This is a genomic window from Moritella sp., from assembly GCF_013215705.1.
In the GTDB taxonomy this organism is placed as follows: domain Bacteria; phylum Pseudomonadota; class Gammaproteobacteria; order Enterobacterales; family Moritellaceae; genus Moritella.
Map to the genome: position 1 here is coordinate 60,195 of NZ_JABSQR010000021.1, position 17,142 is coordinate 77,336.

The 17,142-nt window shown below is 41.6% G+C and carries 14 protein-coding genes, 1 other RNA gene and 2 pseudogenes; 4 read left to right on the forward strand and 13 right to left on the reverse strand.

All coding sequences use genetic code 11. From position 1 onward, the window contains the following. Positions 1-25: 25 nt before the first annotated feature. A pseudogene (locus tag HRT96_RS14550) lies at positions 26-220 on the reverse strand (NADP-dependent oxidoreductase); the annotation flags it as partial. Between HRT96_RS14550 and HRT96_RS14555 the strand changes: the two are divergent. Next, positions 212-396, forward strand: a pseudogene (locus tag HRT96_RS14555) (LysR family transcriptional regulator); the annotation flags it as partial. The pseudogenes HRT96_RS14550 and HRT96_RS14555 sit on opposite strands and share 9 nt — an antisense overlap. Positions 397-498: 102 nt before the next feature. Here HRT96_RS14555 and HRT96_RS14560 read toward each other — a convergent pair. Next, positions 499-855, reverse strand: a complete 357-nt coding sequence (locus HRT96_RS14560) for an Imm51 family immunity protein (RefSeq protein ID WP_293158110.1) — start codon at positions 853-855, stop codon at positions 499-501. A 671-nt stretch (positions 856-1,526) separates the two neighbouring features. Between HRT96_RS14560 and HRT96_RS14565 the strand changes: the two genes are divergently transcribed. The 3 genes from HRT96_RS14565 to HRT96_RS14575 all read left to right on the forward strand — a co-directional run bounded on the left by HRT96_RS14565 (position 1,527) and on the right by HRT96_RS14575 (position 4,155). After that, positions 1,527-1,811 (forward strand): FeoA family protein, encoded by a 285-nt coding sequence (locus HRT96_RS14565; protein WP_293158113.1) that lies wholly within the window; start codon positions 1,527-1,529, stop codon positions 1,809-1,811. Between the two features lie 142 nt (positions 1,812-1,953). Next, positions 1,954-3,957 (forward strand): ferrous iron transporter B, encoded by a 2,004-nt coding sequence (locus tag HRT96_RS14570; RefSeq protein ID WP_293158116.1) that lies wholly within the window; start codon positions 1,954-1,956, stop codon positions 3,955-3,957. A 9-nt stretch (positions 3,958-3,966) separates the two neighbouring features. After that, positions 3,967-4,155: a FeoB-associated Cys-rich membrane protein gene (locus HRT96_RS14575; protein WP_293158119.1), complete on the forward strand. Its 189-nt coding sequence runs from the start codon at positions 3,967-3,969 to the stop codon at positions 4,153-4,155. A 76-nt stretch (positions 4,156-4,231) separates the two neighbouring features. On the opposite strand, the gene HRT96_RS14580 is transcribed toward HRT96_RS14575, so the two are convergent. From HRT96_RS14580 to HRT96_RS14630, 11 genes are all read right to left on the reverse strand, one after another. Beyond that, positions 4,232-4,648, reverse strand: coding sequence for a MarR family transcriptional regulator (locus tag HRT96_RS14580; protein WP_293158122.1), 417 nt, complete (start codon positions 4,646-4,648; stop codon positions 4,232-4,234). Then, positions 4,635-5,570, reverse strand: coding sequence for a CDF family Co(II)/Ni(II) efflux transporter DmeF (gene dmeF, locus HRT96_RS14585; protein ID WP_293158125.1), 936 nt, complete (start codon positions 5,568-5,570; stop codon positions 4,635-4,637). The genes HRT96_RS14580 and dmeF overlap by 14 nt, the downstream gene beginning before the upstream one ends. 363 nt (positions 5,571-5,933) lie before the next feature. After that, an RNA gene (ffs, locus tag HRT96_RS14590) (signal recognition particle sRNA small type) lies at positions 5,934-6,030 on the reverse strand. Between the two features lie 141 nt (positions 6,031-6,171). Continuing rightward, positions 6,172-8,058 (reverse strand): bifunctional diguanylate cyclase/phosphodiesterase, encoded by a 1,887-nt coding sequence (locus HRT96_RS14595; RefSeq protein ID WP_293158128.1) that lies wholly within the window; start codon positions 8,056-8,058, stop codon positions 6,172-6,174. 159 nt (positions 8,059-8,217) lie between these two features. Next, the gene (gene menE, locus HRT96_RS14600; RefSeq protein ID WP_293158131.1) at positions 8,218-9,660 is read right to left on the reverse strand and encodes an o-succinylbenzoate--CoA ligase; all 1,443 of its coding nucleotides are present in this window, start codon (positions 9,658-9,660) and stop codon (positions 8,218-8,220) included. 35 nt (positions 9,661-9,695) lie between these two features. Continuing rightward, a complete protein-coding gene (gene menC / locus HRT96_RS14605) occupies positions 9,696-10,778 on the reverse strand; it encodes an o-succinylbenzoate synthase (protein ID WP_293158135.1) in 1,083 nt (360 codons plus the stop codon). Positions 10,779-10,782: 4 nt separating this feature from the next. Further along, positions 10,783-11,649 (reverse strand): 1,4-dihydroxy-2-naphthoyl-CoA synthase, encoded by an 867-nt coding sequence (gene menB / locus HRT96_RS14610; protein ID WP_293158138.1) that lies wholly within the window; start codon positions 11,647-11,649, stop codon positions 10,783-10,785. An 84-nt stretch (positions 11,650-11,733) separates the two neighbouring features. Continuing rightward, complete coding sequence (gene menH / locus HRT96_RS14615; RefSeq protein WP_293158141.1) at positions 11,734-12,630, reverse strand: 2-succinyl-6-hydroxy-2,4-cyclohexadiene-1-carboxylate synthase; 897 nt, start codon at positions 12,628-12,630, stop codon at positions 11,734-11,736. After that, positions 12,614-14,464 (reverse strand): 2-succinyl-5-enolpyruvyl-6-hydroxy-3-cyclohexene-1-carboxylic-acid synthase, encoded by a 1,851-nt coding sequence (gene menD, locus HRT96_RS14620; protein WP_293158144.1) that lies wholly within the window; start codon positions 14,462-14,464, stop codon positions 12,614-12,616. Before menD ends, menH begins: the two co-directional genes overlap by 17 nt. Further along, positions 14,461-15,858: an isochorismate synthase MenF gene (locus HRT96_RS14625; protein WP_293158147.1), complete on the reverse strand. Its 1,398-nt coding sequence runs from the start codon at positions 15,856-15,858 to the stop codon at positions 14,461-14,463. Before HRT96_RS14625 ends, menD begins: the two co-directional genes overlap by 4 nt. Positions 15,859-15,987: 129 nt before the next feature. Beyond that, complete coding sequence (locus HRT96_RS14630; protein WP_293158150.1) at positions 15,988-16,773, reverse strand: sulfite exporter TauE/SafE family protein; 786 nt, start codon at positions 16,771-16,773, stop codon at positions 15,988-15,990. Between the last annotated feature and the right edge of the window lie 369 nt (positions 16,774-17,142).

The following is a 17,142-nucleotide window of genomic DNA, read 5'->3' on the forward strand; positions in this document are numbered from 1 at the left end:
CTTTATCGACATATCTTGTCGGCAGTTATAGTTTTACAATCAACTTACCTTTGTTTTCGACAGTAAAGAATAAGTTTAAGCCACCAATAGATGATTCTAATCCTTCTAATACATGCGACTTGTGTTTAATTTTACCAGCCATCACGTAAGGCGTTAGTTTTTCTAGCAGTGCAGGCACTTGATGAAAATGATCTGGCATGGTGAAGCCTTGAATGGTAAGTGGCGGGTAGAAAAAGCCATTGCGGGTTTAGGTATCTTGATGATGCCACGTTGGGCATTGATATCACTCGGCAGGCAAACTTGGGCGTATTTCTGTTGTATCAAAAACAGCGTTATCAAGTACCGAAAATAAAAGCTGCGGTGAATTTTTTAGTCGAGAGAGTGAAATCAGACTAGAAATCTGTATCGAACAAATTTAATAACCTATAAGTGAGTGGCTAAATTCAATCAACCACTATAATTCGCTAAAATCAGGTGCGCCGTAGGTACCAACTGGATTTACTTGTTATTTATTAATTCGGGTTCAAATTCGTACTGAGCATAACGGGTGATACACGCATCTAATAAATCATCATCATCATAAAATTCAAAGACCATTTCAGCAATTGCATGCAATGCATCTTTATCTTCACTGTGAATACTAAACATTAGCGTTTCATCACCAAATGTCAGTTTTTCTAATAAACTTGGGTTCTTTTCTGAAAGCATATTTTCTAACAGCAACGCCCAATCTTCTCCATCGCCTAAAAAATCATGAGATTCAAAAGCTTTCCACTTTAAATCAATTAACTGTAGGTTATGATCGCGATTGAAACTTGAAAACAAAAATGGATAGTAAACACTTACTTCCTTCATAATATCTCTCTAATGTGATGGGAATAGTCATTAAATAACTTCTTTAAAAGAGCCAGAAGTTAAGCCCTCCACCCTACTCCTTGTATTTTAATTAAATGATAGATGCATCATGTTTTACCTTATTTTCCTTCATCATGGCATATTTAAACACCGCTATTTATGATATTTGTGAGCACAGTGATGCTGGCACTTATTTCTTATCTGGTTTGTATTTATACATCCGTTGGTCGGCTAATGCTAAACACTCAGATTAATTTCGGGTTTCAAAACTTGTGACAATACCAAAAATGATAGTGCCACTGTTTTCGGTTCATTTCTGTAAATGATGTGATGTGAAAAGCAACTCACAATCATCACATGAGCAAATGCGTTAAGCCATAATGAGCAGAAACGGCTTAGCTCTATTGCACTAATCTAGAGTTGGATATTCTTCTCCATGATTTGGAATTCTATTGGATCAAGTTAGCATTTGATGCCTACAGGAATAATATTAACTAAAAAAATAGCTACCTATAAAGGGTTAATGATCTAAGTCAATGAATAAAATTATTTTCATAGTATGATTGCATTAAATGATAATGACTATCATTTAATGCATACGTTTATGACGTAAGCAAGTCAGAATAGAGAGATAAACTTAGGCATAGAGTGCCATATTTGGATAAGTAATTATGAACAGTTCACTATTTAATAACTCACTAGCATTATCATCCGAAGACTTGCTCACCACACAAGCAACAGTTCACAACTTATCTCAAGCTAAAGTAAACCAAGATTACGTTATTAAGGGTGTGGATGCAGGTGAGCCAGAAATTGCCAACTTCCTATTCACACTGGGCTGTTTTAAAGGTGAAACCATCACATTGATTTCGATACTGTCAGAGAGTTATGTCATCAGTATTAAGGACGCGAGATACAGTATCGGCAGTGACTTAGCTCAAGCAGTGCTCATCTAATTTTATTTACACAATTCATATATAAAAATACAAGCGATTAACGCTTGAAATCTTAAGCCGTGACAATCCAGTAGGGAGTTGTCACGGCTTACCGATGGTAATGATTATTATTATTATTACCGTTATAACTAGGGGGTTTGTTTTGAAAATAGCATTAGCGGGTAATCCAAATAGTGGAAAAACCACATTATTCAACGCTTTAACAGGGAAAACAGCGCATGTTGGAAACTGGGCGGGTGTCACTGTAGATAAAAAAGAAGGGCTATTAAAGAAAACGTTTAATAAAATTAATGCTGATATTACTGTCGTTGATTTACCCGGCGCTTATTCAATGTCTCCTTTTTCTTCAGAAGAAGCGATCACGCGAGATTTTGTCAAAAATGAAAAACCAGATGTGATCCTTAATATTGTCGATGCTACCAATTTAAGCCGCAGTTTATTTTTCACAACACAACTATTAGAACTTAATATTCCGATTGTGCTTGTTCTTAATAAAAGTGATTTAACCAAGAGCAAAAAAACAATCATTGATACTCAAGCATTAAGTAAAATACTTGGATGCCCTGTCGTTGAAACGACGTCTACAAACAGCTTTAAAAATGGTTTAGATAACGTAGTCTCTACAGCCGTTGAGCTCAGTGGTAAACACCAAACTGCGCCTTTTGATAATGAAAACATTGATTTAAGCAATGCTAAATTAGTCGAGGCTTCAGATATTAAACGCTTTGAATTTGTAAAAACTACTGTAGCAAAAATAGAACACAGACAAGTCAAAAATAATACCCAGACAACTCAAGATACTGTCGATAGAGTCATTGCCAATAAATGGTTAGGACTGCCTATTTTTGCGCTGATCATGTGGTGCGTATTCTCTATTTCACAAACTCATTTAGGACCCATTTTAGCCGATGTTCTGGTGGGTTGGATTGATGCGTTTTACGGCTGGGTCGAAGGGTTATTAGGTAGCGATATTTCACCGGTATTAAGCGCGTTACTGCTAGACGGTATCATCGGTGGTGTGGGTGCCGTAGTCGGGTTCTTACCCTTGATCATGGTGCTGTTTTTCTTACTAGCATTACTTGAAGATTGCGGTTATATGGCGCGTGTTGCCGTCATTATGGATCGCTTTTTTAAACACCTAGGTTTGTCTGGTAAATCTATTATTCCTATGGTTATTGGTACTGGCTGCGCGATTCCGGGTATCATGGCGACCAGAACAATCCAAAACGAAAGACAGCGCAGAACCACTGCGATGTTAACGCCGTTTATACCGTGTGGTGCGAAACTGCCGGTGATCGCATTATTTGCGGGTGTGTTTTTTAATGATGCGGCATGGGTCGGCACATCTATGTACTTTATGGGGATTGCAATCATCACCTTTGGTGCATTAGTGGTGATGCGTATTACAGGCGAAAAAAATACGCGGTCATTTTTTATCATGGAACTACCTGAATATAGATTCCCAAGTATAAAACGCGCGGTTGTTTCTACGCTCTCAAGAGCAAAGGCATTCATTATTAAAGCCGGTACCATTATTTTGTTATGTAACGCTGTGGTACAAGTGATGCAAACATTTAATTGGCAGTTTGAGGTGGTTGCTGAAGGCGCGGCAGGAACAAGTATCCTCGCGAGTGTGGCATCTCCATTCGCATTGGTGCTAGTGCCTCTTGGGTTTGGAGTATGGCAATTGGCTGCAGCTGCGATCACTGGTTTCATTGCTAAAGAAAATGTAGTAGGTACATTAGCGGTTGTTTATGGCATTACTAACTTTATTGATACCGAAGAGCTTGCATTGATTTCTGGCGGTTCAGATGTTGCGAGTATCATGGGATTGTCTTCTGTGGCGGCATTATCTTATCTGATATTCAATTTATTTACGCCACCGTGTTTTGCAGCTATGGGGGCAATGAACGCTGAAATGGAAGATAAGAAGTGGTTGTGGGGCGGTGTCGCATTCCAATTCGGCATGGGTTACGTTACTGCATTCCTCACTTATCAGATTGGTACATTAATCACGACTGGGGCATTAGGCCAAGGGTTTATATACGGTCTAGTGGTTACTTTAATACTTGTCGGTACTTTGCTTTACTTTATGTACAAAGGTGATCGCAAGGCTGAAGAAAAGTTAAATCTGTATACCGCATAGGAAACTGTTATGGAAAATATAATAGTCTCTCTCGTTATTACTTTGATTGTCGTGCTCGCTATTTCAAAAATAATCAGTGAAAAGCGTAAAGGTTCAACATGTATCGGATGTTCTGAGAGTGGTCAGTGTAGCACTGCTAAACCCGCGCAAAAAGCACCCTATTTAGATCAAAAAATAGAAATCAAACAAGTAATATAAAACCTAACGTACAAGTGTAACGGTTCAGTGAATAAAACCTCCTAATTGGAGGTTTTTTTTGATCTAGAGATATAAATTAGAATTGTGTGTTCATTTTCGATAGACACTTAAGAAGTATGACACATTCATTTTCATCTAAATTAGAAGTAATGTCTTGAGTCAACCTGAGGTGTAGATCATCATGTTCATGGTAAAGTTTCTGTCCCTCGTCGGTTAAGTCAACCAAGATAGAGCGTCGATCAGAATCGTGGGGACGTCGCTGAATAAATTCAGCATGAACCAACTTATCTATTTGCACAGTCAGTGTGCCTGTCGTTATACCTAATCGACTAGCAAGTTCCTTCATACGCATTGCGCCGTGATTGCCCAACACTTCAATGGTATGGGTTTGCGCAAGTGACAAATGCTTGTCTTTTACAACGGACTGCTCCCATGAAGAAAGTTTATCATAAAATTCAATAATGGAATGATTCAGTTTTTCAAGTTCTTTCATCGGCAATTTGACCTGTCTCTGTAAAGTGGTTTACTTCAATTGTTATGTGACTAATTTTATCAAATTGAGTCAGTAACTGCTTGTAATAATCTACAGTTTTTGGATCGTTAGCAACTAATGAAATTATTGCAGCGTAGTGATCAGCACTGATTTTCCAAATGTGAACATCACTGACTTTATTATCGTCTTCCATTTCTAAGGTATTAATTATTTTCTCTTGATACTCAGGATAAATACTTGCATCAAGCAGGATCGGACTCGTTTGCTTAATCAGGCCAAATGCCCATCGAGTAATAATCACTGAGCCTACAATGCCCATTAACGCATCGACCCAGTTCCAGCCCCAGTATTTCCCTGCAACGAGTGCGAATATAGCCAGCACAGACGTAAGTGCATCGGCTAAGACATGAAAGTAAGCGGCCTTCATATTGTGGTCATCATGATGGTGGTGGTGATCATGATGGTGATGGTCATCTTTTAATAAAAACACACTGATAATATTAACTGATAGACCAAGCATGGCAACCAGAATAGCTTCATTAAATTGAATTTCCTGTGGTGACATTAAGCGATGAATAGATTCACCAAGCATAATCATCGCAACTAAACCAAGGGCAATGGCACTGCTAAATCCCCCTAAAACGCTGGCTTTTCCAGCACCAAAAGCAAGCGATTTGTCGTTGGCATGCTTGCGGGCATATTGATATGCAAAAATGGTAATCAAGAACGCAACTGCGTGAGTGCCCATATGCCACCCGTCTGCCAATAAAGCCATTGAACCGTAAATAGTTCCTGCGGCAATTTCTATTACCATGGTAATGACCGTTAGGATAAGCACATAATACGCACGTCGCTCACCTTGATGGTTATGGTTGGTAAAATTATGCTCGTGTTGCCATTTTTGTATCGTGTGAGTATGCATTGTTCTTCCTGCCATTTACATTGATAATCAAACTAAATTTACTTTATATAGTTTGACCATCAATGTAAATTAACTTTTTAGTTATGCCTATATATAAATGAAAGGAAAATACAGATTCAGAGCATCTCTTAGATATTAGAATAAATCGAAATATGCTGCTAATGTGCAACAGTCAAAATAGCACCCGATTGAGATCCAGGTAGGGTAAGAAATCAGCGAGTAAAAGCTTTACGATATTTGCTTAATAGGTAATACAGAACTATAACTAAGAGAGAATAAATTAAAACGAAGATTGGTCTATAAGAGATTGATTTGAAAACTAGAACGTCAGAAACGCGAAAAGCACAACACTTTTGAAGGATACCCTACAAGCCTCACTCCGGCACTTGAGTTCTCTGCTGCGGTTGCTCCCTTCCGGGCCTGGCCGAGTTCACAGAGTATCAATGCGGAGGGACCCATAAGGCACCCATCAAACGTGTTGTGCTTGACAACGAGTGAATTATTAACTATTCACCGATTGTTTGCAACCGTTTATAGCAGTTTTATTCACTATAAATGTTGTTTGCACACTATCCAACCAAGTCGATCAATTCCAACGCAGTTAAATAACTAGTCGGCTAAGATACTGAGCGGTAAACATAGTTGCAGGTACTGGTTTACCATACAAATAACCCTGACCAAAATCACAACCTTCTTCGACAATAAACTGATGTTGCTCTGCCGTTTCTACACCTTCGGCAACGACTTTCAAATTAAGCTTCTTCGCCATCGCAATTATCGCACGCGCTAATTCTTTATCTTGATCACATTCCATTAAATTCGTAATGAAACTGCGATCTATCTTCAGGGTATCAAACGAATATTTCTGCAAATAACTTAATGACGAATAGCCTGTACCAAAATCATCTAACGAGATACTAACACCGAGGTTTTGTAAGCCAGTAAGGGATTTGGCTACCTTTTTCTCGTCTTGGAGTAACACCCCTTCGGTGATCTCAAGCTCTAACGCACTGCCAGGTAACTGATAATAAGCCAACAGCTGGGCGATACGAGACACTAAATTGTCATCCCGAAGCTGTACTGGTGATATATTAACTGCGATAGAGAAATCATTACCAAAGCTCTTACGCCAGTGGCTTGCCTGTTCCATTGCCGTACGTAATACAAAATTGCCCAATGCTAAGATCTGACCGTTCTGCTCGGCTAAATTAATAAAACGATCAGGCGCGACCGCACCCAATATTGGATTGTTCCAACGGATTAATGCTTCTGCGCCCAATACTCGCTGAGTTTTAACACATATCATTGGCTGATAATGTACCGACATTTCATGTTTATCGAGTGCTTCTGCTAAGTGTGATTCTAAATAGTGGCGCTCACCAATAACGGCACTCAATTCTTCAGTAAAGAAGTTATAATTGCAGCCTTTATCTTTACTCGCGGTCATCGCCGCTTCAGCTCTCTCGACCAAAGCGACACCTTGGTCTTCGGCTGAATCCGCTAAGGCAATACCAAAACATACCTGAGTGGTGATGGTATAATCGTCTATTATAAACGTTGATTCAAAGGCATGTGATAATCGCGAAATTAAATCAATGACTTGTTCAACTACATTTTCGTCACGAACGACAATGGCAAATGCATCACCCCAGCAACGCGCGACTAAATATTCAGTGGTTAGCTGTTGATGAATACGTTGACTGAGTTCCAGTAATACTTTGTCACCTATCGCATAACCATAACTGTTATTAATCGATTTGAAGTTGCGAATACCAAGATAAATTACCGCCAGTTCATTGTCATCATCCACACTCTCCAGCATGCCATCCATCTGTGAGACTAATGAAAGTTGGTTAGCTATACCGGTAAGCCCGTCATATTCTTGTTGATAAATAAGTGTTGATTCTAATGCCGAACGGCTATCTTGCTCGTGCAATAACGCTTGATTAGACAAGGTCAGAGCCATTGATTTTTTAGCAAGCATGGTCTGTAACTTACGATTAGCGTGCAGTAATTCTGCTTTTTCGTAGAGAATAGCGAGATCAGCGATCATCGATTGCTGAAAACGAACGATCAGTAATTTGCAATGCGGTGTAAATTCTCGAGCTTGGGTATCTAAAACACAAAGAGTACCAAAAGCTTGATCATCAGGCCAAGTAAGGGGTAAACCATAATACGCCATAATGTCAGCGTTAACATTTTGATCAAAAGACCAAGTTAAATCTTGTAAAGCGTCCTCGATAAGTAGCTCTGCTCGGTTATAAATAACCTGTGCACAATAACAACTCAGTTGCTTTGATTCTGATAACGACGATGAAATTACGCTAGCCGTGTCGTTTGACGAAAAGATTCGAACATCACTATGGTGAACGCGCATAATTAATGCTGCTGGTAAATTCATAATGCCAGCGATCAACTCTACAGTTTGTTGCCACCCACGAAACATAGGCTCCGGGATCTCAATAACCTGAGTATTAATATTTAGCATACTAGATCTCTGTTAACTACACCGTGCTATATGACATTGTAAAGCGTTATTACTATGTCGTTATTCATCTGATGAATAAGGAAGATTGTGTATACTACAAGAAAACAAAGCCAACACCAAGTTAGATTTATGACATGCAATAATAATTATCATTTAGCTCTATTTTTTGTATAAACTTGTGATCCAAAGTTGAATTGGTGCGCGAATTAATTTGATACCGCTCACATTTAAACTGTCAGGTAAGGGATAATAATTGATTGGCCACATAAATTTAATCAGCTTACCTTTTAAGAACTTATTCATATGTTTAACAGATAGCGGTGCAGTTGAGTCAATTACGGCGATCGGACGCTGACCAAACTCTGCATCTTCGCAGGGGAACACCAAGGCTTGATTAATTAACGGATGTGAAAGTAACACGCGTTCAATTTGTTCTGGGTGAATATTTTCACCACCAGAAATAAACATATTGTCACTGCGGCCTAAAATAAAGAGTTCATCAGCCAGTCTATCACCGAGCCTCTTCTCGCCGAGATCGCCCGTGACCAGCCAACCGGTATCATCAGTAAGACTCCGTAATACGCCACGATAATAATAGCCGATCCCCAAACTAGCGCCGCATACTTTAATGTTCTTTCCGCAAATAGTTAATGAGCGATGTGCTAATAAAGTGCCAACACCAGCGCTGCTATCCGCACGTTTAGCGGTAACAGTAGAGGCCATTTCGGTCATGCCGTATCCAGACCAACATTCAATGCCTAAAGACCTGGCTTTATCGGTTAATACTACAGGGATCACCGCACCGCCTAACAAGATACGTTTCAGACTAATCGTGTATTTCTCTATATCAAGTTCGTTAAGATAACGGCTCAGTTGAGTCGGCACTAAAGAAGCATGCGTCACTTGTGATAACTGTGCAACCAAACTGTCCGATGACGGCAGTACCAGTTGTCCACCAGCGAATAACCAACGCCAAACAATCGCCAGTCCAGATACATGAAATAAGGGTAAGGATAATAACCAACTGTCTTGTGCGGTATAAGAGAACGATTGCAATAATCCCGCAGCAGAATATAAGTGATTGTCACTATTGTGCGCCACGGCTTTGGCTTTGCCACTTGAGCCAGAAGTAAACACGATACTGGCTAATCGCTGCGCTTGCCATTCAGCGCCTACATCAGCACTATCAAGGTAAGATTCCGATAAGCAAGTAAACACTAACGGCTTAGCACAACCATAATGCAGGTCGTTTAACACATTGAATTCGGGATCGGATAGCCAAATATACTTTACCGCTAACGTTTCAAGTTTATCATTTAATTGCTCACTACTCTGCTTCGGGTCTAATATCACACAGCACGCACCCAGTCGTAAACAAGCTAAATACAACCACAATACAGTTAAGTTGTTAGTGCTTACTGCTGCGATGAGATTCCCTTCCCGAACACCTTGCCCACTTAACTGTTTGGCATAACAGTTGACTAAACCATTAACTTGCTGCCACGTAAATTGCTGCTCACCATAGACTAACGCCTCTTGTTCAGGGGTTAGATCCGCCCAATGCAGCCAAGGCCATAGCTTAAAACCAACGTCATCGTTCATGATACTTGCTCATATTTATTCATACTTTGTTATTGTTATTGATAGTTAGTCACGGGTAACTGAGATAAAGGTATTAATGGTAATGGACAATTTGGCCAAGGTTCCGCGAGTTGCTGCTTAAATACATTGACCGTATCTAACCCTGGTGTTGTATCTGGGGTTAATAATTGTGCCAAACACGCTAATTGCGTTAGTCCAAAACTTGATTCAAGACTTGAGCTGATCACCGCTGTTAATCCCTGTTGATGCGCGAGTTCAATTAACTTGGCGCAATAGGCAACAGTTCCGGTCAGCATAGGTTTAATGACTATTGCTTTAACGCCTGAATTTGATGAGGAAATAAGCTGTAATGCGCCCTGCTCTTGCCCGTTTTTATCAGTTTCGCGTAAGCTTTCGTCCCACGCAATAGCAATACTTGTTAGTCGAGAAAACTGTAAACAGTCACTCGGGGTATGACAAGGTTCTTCAATAAAATCGATACGTTGACGGTATTCAGCAGGGAGCTGATTTGCAAATGCCAGTGCGGCAGCTAATGACCAGCGGCGGTTAGCATCGAGACGTAAGCGTAAGTGTGAGTATGTCTGCAGTAAGTACCGCGCAATGTCACCATCATGGCGAGCAGCCGCAACGCTTGGTTGGCTGGCTATTTTTAGCTTACATAAAGCACTGGTAACAAGTTGCCCATGTTTAGCCTGTATCAATCTATGATCAGCAGCCAATAATAGCGCACTGTTGGCGTGATGATTGTTACTGCAATGAATAGTTTGCGGTAGTCCAGCGTCCAATTCCAAAAGTGCCATACTAAAGCCAAACGCAACAGACGGATAACAAGTACTCAGATCCACGGTGCCTTGTGCTAACCAGCTGTTAATTACCCTTTCCAGTTGGTGCTTGGCTTGGGTTGCAGTCTCTTGACTAAATCCAGGTAAAGGGGCAATTTCACCACGCCCCATCTTATACTGTTGACTGCGATTAGGCTGTTCAGTACTTTCCTGCAACTCAGCACTCTCCTGTAATTCAACTATCCAACCTTCACGGACAGTCACCGACTGGCCACGTAATATCATGGCGCAGTCTAAAGGTAACTGATAATGGTACAGCTTAACCTTACGAGACATTTAATTAAGGGTTACGTGGGAATTTATCGAAATTAGGACGACGTTTCTCATTAAAGGCATTACGCCCTTCTTGCCCTTCTTCTGTCATATAGAACATCATAGTGGCGTTACCCGCCAACTCTTGTAAGCCAGCCTGACCATCACAGTCTGCATTTAATGCTGCTTTTAAACAACGTAACGACATAGGACTGTGCTGTAATACTTCGCGACACCAACGTACCGTTTCACGTTCGAGATCTGCGAGTGGCACAACGGTATTCACTAAGCCCATATCAGCGGCTTCTTGCGCGTCATAAAAACGACATAAAAACCAGATTTCACGGGCTTTTTTCTGACCAACGATACGCGCCATGTAGGATGCGCCCCAACCACCATCAAAAGACCCGACTTTAGGGCCAGTTTGACCAAATTGTGCATTGTCTGCAGCAATGGTTAGATCACACATCATGTGTAGCACATGACCACCACCAACGGCGTAACCCGCTACCGCGGCAATCACAGGTTTCGGACAAGTACGGATCTGGCGTTGGAAATCTAATACGTTTAAGTGATGCATGCCTTCGTCGTCTTTATAACCGCCGTAATCACCACGAACACTTTGATCGCCACCCGAGCAGAATGCATGTTCGCCAAGTCCCGTTAAGATGATCACCCCGATTTTTGAGTCATAACGCGCATCCGCTAACGCTTGCATCATTTCGTTTACTGTCTGTGGACGAAATGCATTACGTACTTGTGGACGCGCAATGGTAATTTTGGCAATACCATCGGGTGATTTATGAAAATGAATATCTTGGTATTCGCCGGTGCAATCTTGCCATTCAACCTGTGCGTATAGTTCTTCTTCTGTAATACCAACTGTTCTTGACATAATTTTTCCTAATCTGTTAATTTTTTAATATATATATATGAATAGCTAATCGATGAATCTAAATATCTAAATATCTAAACGGCCTTAAGCTGCGTGCTTACGTAACGCTTTATTGGTCACAATCTCACTGACAAAATCACTGACTAACTCAATAAATACAATCGGTCGGTCTGCATGTACGTTATGCCCCGCGTTAGCAACAGCACGATAATCCAGCTGACTTGCTTGGGTTAACTGTAAAAACTTAGGGTCTAACTCACCACATACCATCCGCACTGTAAATTCGGAATTTTGTAATTTCGGTAACAAAAATCCTTGTTTCGATAATGACGTTGCAGCCAGCATTTTGCTTATCTGTACACCACCATTAAAGCCGTTGTGGTTTGCTTGTATTTGGCTACGTGTATCAATTAGTGCTGCTTTTTGCGTATTGGTTAATGATGCAAATACCCCTTGCTGGTACCAATCCGGTAATACCTGAGATAAGGGTGCTTCGCTAAACCGTGTCACCCAACCTAAATCATGTAATCCACGTTGTAATTGCTCGGCGCTACTGTTTAAACCTGGGTTGCCGCTTTCTAATAACATGCCATCGATGGTGTACGGCCAATTAACGGCAGGTTCGTCGGCGATCGTCATGGCAATACGCGCCCCTAACGAGTAACCAATAAAAACGATATGCTCAAGTTCATACTGTGCCAACGTCGCAATGATGAGTTGCTGCACATGCTGAAAATCATTAACCGTCACAGCTTGGCTTCCCGCATGCCCAGGTAAATCAATACAGATACACTGATAGTCCGATGATAAGTGTGTAACTACCTGCTGCCAATCGGCCGTTGAGCCCAACAAACCATGTAAAAACACTAAACTCGGCTTTGCGGCAACAGCTTTTACCGGGTTATTAACGGGTGTAAACGATTCTGAATATAACGGTAATGGCGTCGGTGTCGTGATGACACGGTTAGATAAATTGCGCATGCTTAACCTCGTTAAATAATTGCTTGAGTTGCTGGGCAGCTGCCCCTGCGGGTGTCACGATCTCGACCAGTAAAGTACGCATTTTACCCGTGACATCACGCATCGGATTTAAGCCGTGAGCAATCGCCGAAAATGCATCCGCCAAAGTCAGAGGTTGGATATAATCTAAATCAAACATCGCCGCCGCATGTTTAAAATTAAATCCATGTGGCATTCGATACAATTGTTCTTTTTGCTGCTGCGCAACAGGCAACATATCGAAAATAGCGCCGCCGTCATTGTTCATTACCACGATCACACTTGGCAATGTTGGATTGGCAAATAAAGCCAACGAATTTAGATCGTATAACAAAGACGTATCACCCAACAGGCAGAGCATTGCTTGCTGCTGGCCTTGTTGTACCCCTGCAGCTGTTGCCAGCAAACCATCTATTCCCGAAGCGCCACGATTACTAAACACAGGAACGTTGGGAAGTTGGGCAAACATATCTAATAATCGGACAGTCAGGCTGTTACCGATAAATAAACTCGTTGCAGAGGTTAAAGGAGGCATCGAGAGACAAGTATCTAACGTTGCCGCAAAACTTATCTCAGTTAAATTATCGATATAATTGGTTTCGACTAAGTGCCGCACTTTACTGCTTGCACAGGTGAGTACCTCAGCCCATTCATACCCATAAATAGCATGGACAAACGGGCTAACATCGGCAAACTCGCAGCTATTTGACGGTAAATCCAGACTTAACCGGGTATTTAACTTACCGCTGGCGAACAACGCTAACCAAGATGATATCGGACTGATAAATTGTTTACAGCGGTGATGATAAGGGTCTAATTGCCCCGCTTGCGGTGCGATTAACCAGTAATCTTGCCAGTCATGCCTGGCGATAAACTGACCTAAACGCTTAGAGACTAAACGTGCACCAAATTGCACTAAGATCTCTGCTTCTGCTAACTTATCGTGACATGCTGGGTTTTGTAACCAAACATCATAATGCGCCCAAGCACTGCTACCACCTGATTGTGGATCAATCAAAACCGGCCAACCTAAGACAGTCGCCCATTGCTTGACCGCTTGCATATCCGCGATTGATAATGCGCCAACCACGATTAAGCCTTTTTTGTTCACTACAGGCATATCGGCATACAGATCTGCGTACTTGTCATTAGTCGCATCAGTCGCATCAATGTACGACGTATGAATAGATGAATAGGGTTGCAATGAAGTCTGCCAGCTATTTATACCCGTAAGGTAATCACTAAAGTCAGCCTCGCCCCCATATAAAGGCTCCGGATAAGGACAATTAATATGCACAGTCCCCCCAGTTTGCTGCTGCAGCGCTAAACTTTGATCTATATTACTCAGTAACCATTGCGGCGTGATGGTTAAACTTGGGCTAGGCAGTAACAGTTGATGGCAAACATGGCTTGAGAATAACCCGGCTTGTTGAATAGCTTGATTAGCACCACAATTAATTTGCTCTAACGGCCGATCAGCCGTCAATAACACTAACTTTTCCTTCGTTAAGCCACTTTCAACTACCGCTGGCAATAAATTAGCGACCGCGGTTCCCGAGGTAACAATCACAGCAATGGGATCTGATAATGATTTAGCTAACCCCAGCGCATAAAAACCTAATCCACGTTCATCAAAATGACTGTGCAAGGTTAAGTTATCATGTGCTTCAGCCGCCAATATCAAGGGCGTAGAGCGCGAGCCTGGAGCCACACACACATGGCGCACGCCTAAGCGACACAGCTCTTCTAAAATTAAACGCGCCCATAAACGATTTAATGGCGCTTGTATCTCTGAAAGCGATGGATTCGTCATCATGCGCGTTGTTGCTCCGAGGTAAATAGATTAGCAAGCGCATGCTTATGATCATGATGGTCGTTGGTATCACTATGCTCATTACTGTCAGGCTCAAGCAAGGTTAATAAGGTGGCGGTTTTACGTTCTAATTCTTGCCATTCACTCATTGGATCAGAGCCCGGCACTATCCCTGCTCCCGCAAACAGCTGTAATTCATTTGCTAATATGCGCGCACTGCGGATCGCAACACAAAACTCACTTTGCTGTTGACCCACATAACCAAGCGCACCGCTATACCAACCCCGAGCAAATGGCTCATTCTCGGCAATGAAATCTAATGCAGGTTGACGTGGTAGTCCTGCGATCGCAGCCGTTGGCTGTAAGCTAGCTAATAACTCTGCATCATCAACACCCGCAGCAAGTTCACCTGATATGTGATGCTTTAAATGCTGCACTTTACGCAATTTAACTAACTCTGGCCGCATAGATACTTGTAACGAAGCACAGCGTGTACCCAAACGCGACATTAAATCATCCACCACCAAACGGTTTTCATAACAATTTTTAGGATCATGTAATAACCAATTGGCTAACGCGCGATCTTCGACTGCATCATCACTGCGTGCCGCCGTACCTGCCAGCGCCTCGGTGTGCAATTGGGTGCGGGTGCGAGTAAATAATCGCTCTGGGGTCGAGCCGACAAAGTAATCGTTTGGTTTAAGTGCGAAAATGAAATGGAAACAATATTGATTGACTTGGCGGCTCTTCTGTAAAAACTGCGCCGCAGAAAGGGGACGGTTTAAAGTCAGTATACTTTGTCGCGCTAACACAACTTTAGCAAATCGTTGCTGCTTAATGGCACTTAATGCTTTAGTGACAAGATGAGACCATTGGTTAAATTCAGGATAGTGGCTGCGCGCTTCAATCTTGTAAGATAACGGAATTGGTGTCGGTGCTGGCGTAATTAGATTAGCTAAACTTTCAAGTAACACCTTTTTATCATAAGCTTGCGCGGTATTCTTGCTTCCAGCATCTTCGTGAAGTAGCACGGAATCAGCAGGTAAGTTCACTGATAACTGCCAACTATTGTGATTACGCGTTAATTCGATTTGCGGTAAGAAATAATATTCTTGATGACTAAAATCACACCCACCCCAAATTCGCTGCGGTTCAGAAAACTGGCCTTTAGCGGCATTGATATTATTAAAATGACGACATTTTCCTAACGCGACGACTTCTTCATCGCCGTCTCGAGATTGCCAATAGAATTGAGGGAATAAAATTTGAGCGTCAAACCACTCAATCAGTTCGGTGGAATGCAAGGGCTGTAACTCGACCGAAAGACGAGTTTGCTCTGGCTGAGCATGGATAATCAGTTGCTGTAATGCTTTAATCGCAGTTGTTAGTATCAACAAGGCGGCCCCTTTGTAAGCTACTACTTAGGGTATAAATTTTAACATAATTTACATAGTATCTTTCACAACCCTATACTAAATGAGTAGGTATTCGAAGATTCTATAGCCTAGATCAATAAAATGTTCGTTTTAGAAGAAAATAAACTTCGAACCAACACCCAGTAGCAACAACGCAAAATAACGTTTTAGGATATGACTTGGTAAGGAATGAGCTAATTTTGCCCCTTCTTTCGCAAACACGGTGCTGGTAATGATGATGCCAAAGAAAGCCGGTAAATAAATATAACCCAAGCTGTATTCTGGTAATTCAGGGTTATTCCAGCCAGTAATGATATAAGTGCACATACCCGCTACCGCAATCGGTAACCCACAAGCGGAAGAAGTAGCAACTGCATTACGCATTTCAACACGACACCAAGATAAGTAAGGCACGGTCAGCGAACCACCACCAATACCAAATAATGCTGAAATTGCACCAATAACACCACCCGCAACACTCAAGCCAGCGCCAGTTGGTAACTCATGCTCTGCTTTTGGTTTTAAATTAAGGCCCATTTGCACTGCCACGATTAATGCATAAATACCAATGATCATTTGCAATGTTTCACCGGGCAAATAGTCAGCAAAAATACTGCCGAATACCGCACCAATCACAATACCAAACGTAAGACGCTTGACCAGAGACCAATCAATGGCCCCTTTACTGTGATGGGTTTTTATCGAACTCATCGAGGTAAAGATAATGGTTGCTAGCGATGTACCAATGGCTAATTGCGTCAGTACCTCTGGAGAAAGGTCTTGTAAGCTAAAAGAGAAAACTAATGCCGGCACGATAATTAAACCACCACCGACACCAAACAGCCCTGCGATCAACCCTGCCGCAGCACCTAAAATTAAATATAAAACCACAATCATCGCGATAAGTCCTTTTACAATATACCCAAGCTACTGCAAGATGCACAATCAGCAAACCGAAAGGAGAGGATATTCAAGGCATGACGTCGAGGATTTAGTTATTCTAAATCAAGACTTCATAACGCTGAAGATTCCTTCATTCGGTTTGCCCTACGGGAGGCTAGCAGGAATAACAGCACAGCGTTACAATATTTGAAAATGAAATAACCATTATCTACATATTGTGCCTTGTTCTGATATCCCGGCTAGTCTCTGATATAGCATCTTGCAGTAACTTGGGTATATACCTACATTTGAAGCCGTACTATATCAAATTTAAAATAAGAAAGTATCCAATTTGAAATGATAGAGTAGCAAAGATTGTAGTTT